Genomic DNA, 5,492 nt, shown 5'->3' with positions numbered 1-5,492 from the left:
CCTGAAAGCACATGAGTTTATCCGTAGGTTTACACAGCATATACTACCTAAAGGATTTGTAAGGATAAGACATTTTGGAATATGCGCTTCCAGAAATAAAACAATGTTAGTCGATATTAAAAAACAGCTATCAAAAAAACATCCTATAAAAGTGAAATCTGTGGTATATCCACACTGGTCGATAAAAAAAACAATAGTATGTTGCAAATGCAAAAAAGGACATATTAAAAATAGAAAAATAATACTTCCTATTCGAGATGACCCATATCTAGAGCTAAAAAATAAATGGAAATAACAATACTACATACTCTTTTGATACAACTACCAAAAACATTCTTGTTTATCGGGAAAGAAACCTATGTCCAAAAACAGATGAAAATCTTAAAATCAGACAATAAACATTCTAAAGTATACCAAACTACTTTTAGTACGTATCTAAAACAGAATAAAAAAACAAAAATTAACACTCTTCTATTCAAAAAAACTAACTTTGGGTAAACAATAACAGGATTCAATCCCCATAGAAGTATGTAAGCATAAACGAAACCGCATAGTACAACAGCGGATTAAATCAAATTATGCCTATGGCTTACATGATTTAATCCTATAATGTTGTATGCAAGGCTAAAAAGACAGCGTTACATTGATAATTTGACTGAAAATTCAAAATAATTTATAGACTGGATTGGTGCATTGATTGAAGTTCAATGCATGAAAAAATTAGTTTTGCCCACCCCGCTTCTGCCCTTCGGGACAGTTTGGGAAGCCTACCCACAATAGCACATTTGCAAATCGCACAAGTCCACCCATGACCAAAATTTGCAAAAGAGCTATTTACCCCTTCGCTTATTTGTGCATGTTGAAAAGTATGTGAATAAAAACTAAAGACTGTATTTTAGGACTAAATAAATTTTCATAAATTTGACAAATAATGTCAAGAACTATATTTCAAATGGATAGTATTGGAGATATAATACGAAAAAAAAGAGAAGAAAAAGGAATGCTACTTCGACAGCTTGCAGCAATGGTTGAAGTTGATTCTGCAATTCTCAGTAAAATTGAAAGAGGCGAGCGAAAAGCTCGCCGTGAGCAAATTGTTAATATTGCAAAAGCTTTGGAGCTTGATGAAAAGAAAATGTTGATTGAATACCTAAGTGAGAATATCGCTTATGATATTTTGCAGGAAGAATCTGCAAATGATGTTTTAAAAGTTGCTGAAAGTAAAGTTAAATACTTAGCTAGTCTAAAAAGAAATGGCAAATATTTTAAGTAATAGTTATGAGTAAAGATAAACCAGGTTTATATGGAGTAAATAATTCCAACAGGGATTTTACTAAGGAAAATACATGGGGTAAGAACCAGTTTAATTCTTCTTTCCCAGCATCGCTATCTGCATATCTAGACAGTAAAGGATTTGAGAATATTTATTTAACATTAGATAAAGATTTAAAAGTTGTACACAAAAAGATTTCGACAACGAATTTATATGGATTGAAACCTGATTCAAAAGAATTGTTTTTCTCATTTGAAAGTCTCTATACTCCCTATGAGCAATTAGTTGTAGGTCATTTACCAAGGGTAGATTTGGTTACTCAAAACAAAAAACCAAGTCAAGCTCTAAAGCCAATAGAAATAAAACTAACAGCTCTACCTGATAATACAACCTGTGATTTAATTGATTCTGAGTATGGAACAGAAATTGTCATAAGACCAGATACGATTGTTTATCTAGCTTGCAGTATAGCATATAATTTTAGAAATGATATTAAAAGCCTTTCAAAACATTTTAGTAAAGACTTTACTAAAATAAAAGATTGGTCAGAGGGAACAGAAGTATGGGACTACTTACCTTCAATGATTAAAGTTATAGATAGCATTATTTTATCAATACTTGATAAAGAAGAGCCTATTCTAATGCAACCCGTTTGGAAAACGCTTGGGAAATCACCTAAACTTGCCGATAACTGTTTAGATGTATTCATTTGGTCGAATTTCGCATTTACTCAATTATTTCTTGATGTAGCAAGAGGAGAGTTAAAAGAAGGGGCAAACAAAATAACCAGACAAGTAAGAACAATTATATGGTTGTTTAAAATGCTATATGATTTCTCTAAAAATAGTCAAATTGACCACGAAAAGGTAATAGATGAATTGTCATATAATACTAAAAATGACAAAGCTTTTGCTGTAAGTGGTAAAGTTACTCACCCATATATGAAATGTAATGAGTTAACAAAACCTCGCATTACAAAAGATGAAATTAAGAATATCATTCTTGGTGGTGGACAAAGTTTATTAAGTCCTGAGAGGAGATTTGATGCCATAATATATAATTCACCTGAACTATTTAAAAGATAAGAATTATGAAGCTAGATGTTGTAGACTTGTTTTCAGGTTGTGGAGGATTATCGTTGGGTTTTCAAGATGCTGGGTTTAATATTAAGCATGCATTTGATAATTGGAAACCTGCTATAGATGTTTATAAGGATAATTTTAATCACCCCATATCAGATATTGACTTAGGTTCTAAAGAAAGCATAAAATTTATTTCTTCTCTTGAACCAAATATGATTATCGGAGGGCCGCCATGTCAGGATTTTTCTAGTGCAGGCAAACGAGATGAAACCAGAGGTAAAGCTGACTTAACTATAAAATATGCAAATATTGTTTCCTCAATAAAACCAGAATGGTTTATGATGGAAAATGTAGAAAGAATTAAAAAAAGTAGAATATTGAAAGATGCTATTGATATTCTAAAAAAAGCTGGATATGGCATTTCAATAGATGTTTTAGATGCAAGTTACTGTGGTGTACCACAAGCGAGAAAAAGGTTCTTTATGATTGGACGCTTAAACTCTAAAGACGATTTCTTAAATGCGTATTTCTCTAAAAATTTATCAAATAAACGAATGACTATCCATGATTACTTAGGGGATTCATTAGGCGTTGAACATTACTATAGACATCCCAGAAGTTATATGAGACGTGGTGTGTTTAGCATACATGAACCTAGTCCAACTGTAAGAGGTGTAAATAGACCAATTCCTAAAGGTTATCAAACCCACTCAGGAGATCCTGTAGATATTGAGAATAATGTGAGACCACTAACAACTATTGAACGAAGTTATATTCAAACATTTCCTAAATCCTTCAAATTTGAAGGAACTAAAACAAACTTAGAGCAAATGATAGGAAATGCAGTTCCTGTAAAATTAGCTGAATATGTTGGTCGGTGCATAATGGAATATTTAAGCGATTTGGATAAAGGTAAAGTTAGACAGATAGGTCAAATGACTTTAGGTTTTGATGTCAATAAACAAATAGCTGTTAATCAACACTATTAAATCATCACACACAGTCAAGCACATTTGCAATTCGCACAAGCTGACCCGCATCCAAAAATTGCAAAAGAGCTTGACTGTTTGCCATCACGTTTTTGCCGACCCTAAAACTAATTTTTTCAGAAACAGCAGTGCTTCGATTGAACGGATTTTGGATTGTGGTAAAATGAGAACTAATAGATAATGAACAAAGCCCAGCATACAACACGCAATATACGTAATCCGGGGGTTGTGGGTAATTTAAAGTTTTGTACTTTTATTCAAAATTGTACCGGATTGATAAGTTGGAGCTTCGAAATCCCGGCCTCCGCATATTGCCACCGTTGAACTAAACCTTCGGTAACTTTTTTCTACTCGATTTCGTAACTTAAAAGAAATAATCAAAATCTAAAATTTATGTATCAAAAAAAAGAGTTGAGTCTTGCTCAGAGATAGCAAAAAGAACAGTACCGAACTTTATAAAGGCGTATCAAAGATATAGAAAGGTTTATATCGCCTCTGGATATTCAGAATCTACCTGTAACAACTATTTAAGTGCTTTATGTCAGATCAGTTTGTATTATGGTCAAAGTTTTCATCTACTCAGTGATCAACAAATTACTGAATATATGTATCATTTGCGGCTTCGTAAAGTAAGTCATTCTTCTATTAAGATGTTAGTATATGGGTATAGGTTTTTATTCAAAGTAATGAAGACTCCTCAGCGTTGTATTGAGTTAAAAGGCAATCGGGCTAAGGTTAAAATCCCTGTGGTTCTTAATCAGAATGAAATTAAGAGTTTACTAGCCCCTAAACATTGTCCCAATCTAAAACACCGTGTAATTTTGTCTTTGCTATATTCTTCGGGGCTTCGAATAAGTGAATTACTTAAACTAAGAGTAGAAGATATTGATTTCAATGCCCATCGAATCCATATTATCAATAGCAAACATGGAGTAACCCGATATGCAATATTATCCAAATTAATGGCAAAGGGATTAAAGGCTTATCTCTCACATTACCCTCTTGGAAAATATTTGATTAGTGGGTACGAAAAAAACAAACCTTATTCGGCTTCTTCTGTTAAAAAGATACTTGGTAAGACTCTCAATACAGCAAAAATAAATAAACACATTACCATACATAGTTTACGCCATAGTTTTGCTGTCCATTTTTTAGAGCAGGGAGGAAATCTATTGCAATTAAAAAGTCTGTTGGGACATAGTAGTCTACAAAGTACATTAATCTATCTGCGAGTTACACAAGCTACATTCAAAGAGCTACAAAGCCCGCTGGATATACTCTATCGTTGCCATTGAGACCTAAGCATGAATTGGCAGAAGTACTAAGAAAATATGGTAAAGAATTTTTAGAAAAAAGAAAACTATCTTATCAAAAAATAAAAGTACTACGAGCCATTGTTAATTGCAGAACAGCTGTGCTAGGAGGACATCTACAGAGGTGTACCAAGTGTGATTATCAAAAAATAGCTTACAACAGTTGCAGAAACAGACATTGTCCTAAGTGTCAAATCCAACAGCGGGAAAAATGGATTCAAGCACGTATAGAACAAGTCTTGCCTGTTACCTATTTTCATGTGGTATTCACTTTACCTAGTGAGCTAAACCAATTATGTTTAACTTATCCAAAACAACTATATAACACCCTTTTTAGTGCTTCTTGGAAAACGATTCAAACCTTTGCTAATGATTCTAAATATCTTGGAGCAAAAACAGGTATGATTAGTGTTTTACACACTTGGGGGCAGAATCTAAGCTTACATCCTCATCTTCATTGCCTAGTACCATCTGGAGGGATAAATAAACAAAATCAATGGAAACAGAACTGCGGAAAGGGAAAATACCTTTTTCCTGTAAAAGCAATGAGTAAAGTCTTTAGAGCTATCTTTTTGAAGCAGTTAAAACAATTGAAATACAAAGAAGAAATTGATCTTCTAAACTTACAAGGGATAGTAGATACTTTATTTAATAAGCCATGGGTAGTTTATGCTAAAACTCCTTTCTCAGGTGTGAAAAGTGTCATAGAGTATTTAGCAAGGTATTCTCATAAAATTGCTATCAGTAACCATAGGATTAAAGCAATTAATGATCATAAGATATCCTTTACCTATAAAAACTATAGAACCAATCAATCCTCTCTTATGCGCCTGAA

Annotated in this window: 6 protein-coding genes; all 6 read left to right on the top strand. The window is 32.9% G+C overall.

All coding sequences use genetic code 11. The features are described 5' to 3' along the window. The coding region (locus tag CVD18_RS23550) for a transposase (RefSeq protein ID WP_369858913.1) at positions 1-295 on the top strand (295 nt) is incomplete at its 5' end. 657 nt (positions 296-952) lie between these two features. Then, entirely contained in the window at positions 953-1,273 is a 321-nt protein-coding gene (locus tag CVD18_RS21180) for a helix-turn-helix domain-containing protein (protein ID WP_103867472.1), read from the top strand. Between the two features lie 5 nt (positions 1,274-1,278). Next, the gene (locus CVD18_RS21175; protein ID WP_103867470.1) at positions 1,279-2,358 is read left to right on the top strand and encodes a HindVP family restriction endonuclease; all 1,080 of its coding nucleotides are present in this window, start codon (positions 1,279-1,281) and stop codon (positions 2,356-2,358) included. 5 nt (positions 2,359-2,363) lie between these two features. Next, complete coding sequence (locus CVD18_RS21170; RefSeq protein ID WP_103867469.1) at positions 2,364-3,344, top strand: DNA cytosine methyltransferase; 981 nt, start codon at positions 2,364-2,366, stop codon at positions 3,342-3,344. A gap of 389 nt (positions 3,345-3,733) precedes the next feature. Beyond that, entirely contained in the window at positions 3,734-4,639 is a 906-nt protein-coding gene (locus CVD18_RS21165; protein WP_369858914.1) for a tyrosine-type recombinase/integrase, read from the top strand. Next, a partial coding sequence (locus CVD18_RS21160; RefSeq protein WP_103867467.1) for a transposase occupies positions 4,636-5,492 on the top strand: 857 nt, incomplete at its 3' end. The genes CVD18_RS21165 and CVD18_RS21160, both read left to right, overlap by 4 nt.

This window comes from Aquimarina sp. I32.4 (assembly GCF_002924285.1).
GTDB lineage: Bacteria > Bacteroidota > Bacteroidia > Flavobacteriales > Flavobacteriaceae > Aquimarina.
This window is presented reverse-complemented; position numbering and strand designations above follow the sequence as displayed.

Excerpts from the sequence above, each read along its gene's own strand:
- CVD18_RS21175 (WP_103867470.1), top strand. The coding sequence starts at position 1,279 with ATGAGTAAAGATAAACCAGGTTTATATGGAGTAAATAATTCCAACAGG.
- CVD18_RS21170 (WP_103867469.1), top strand. The coding sequence starts at position 2,364 with ATGAAGCTAGATGTTGTAGACTTGTTTTCAGGTTGTGGAGGATTATCG.
- CVD18_RS21180 (WP_103867472.1), top strand. The coding sequence starts at position 953 with ATGGATAGTATTGGAGATATAATACGAAAAAAAAGAGAAGAAAAAGGA.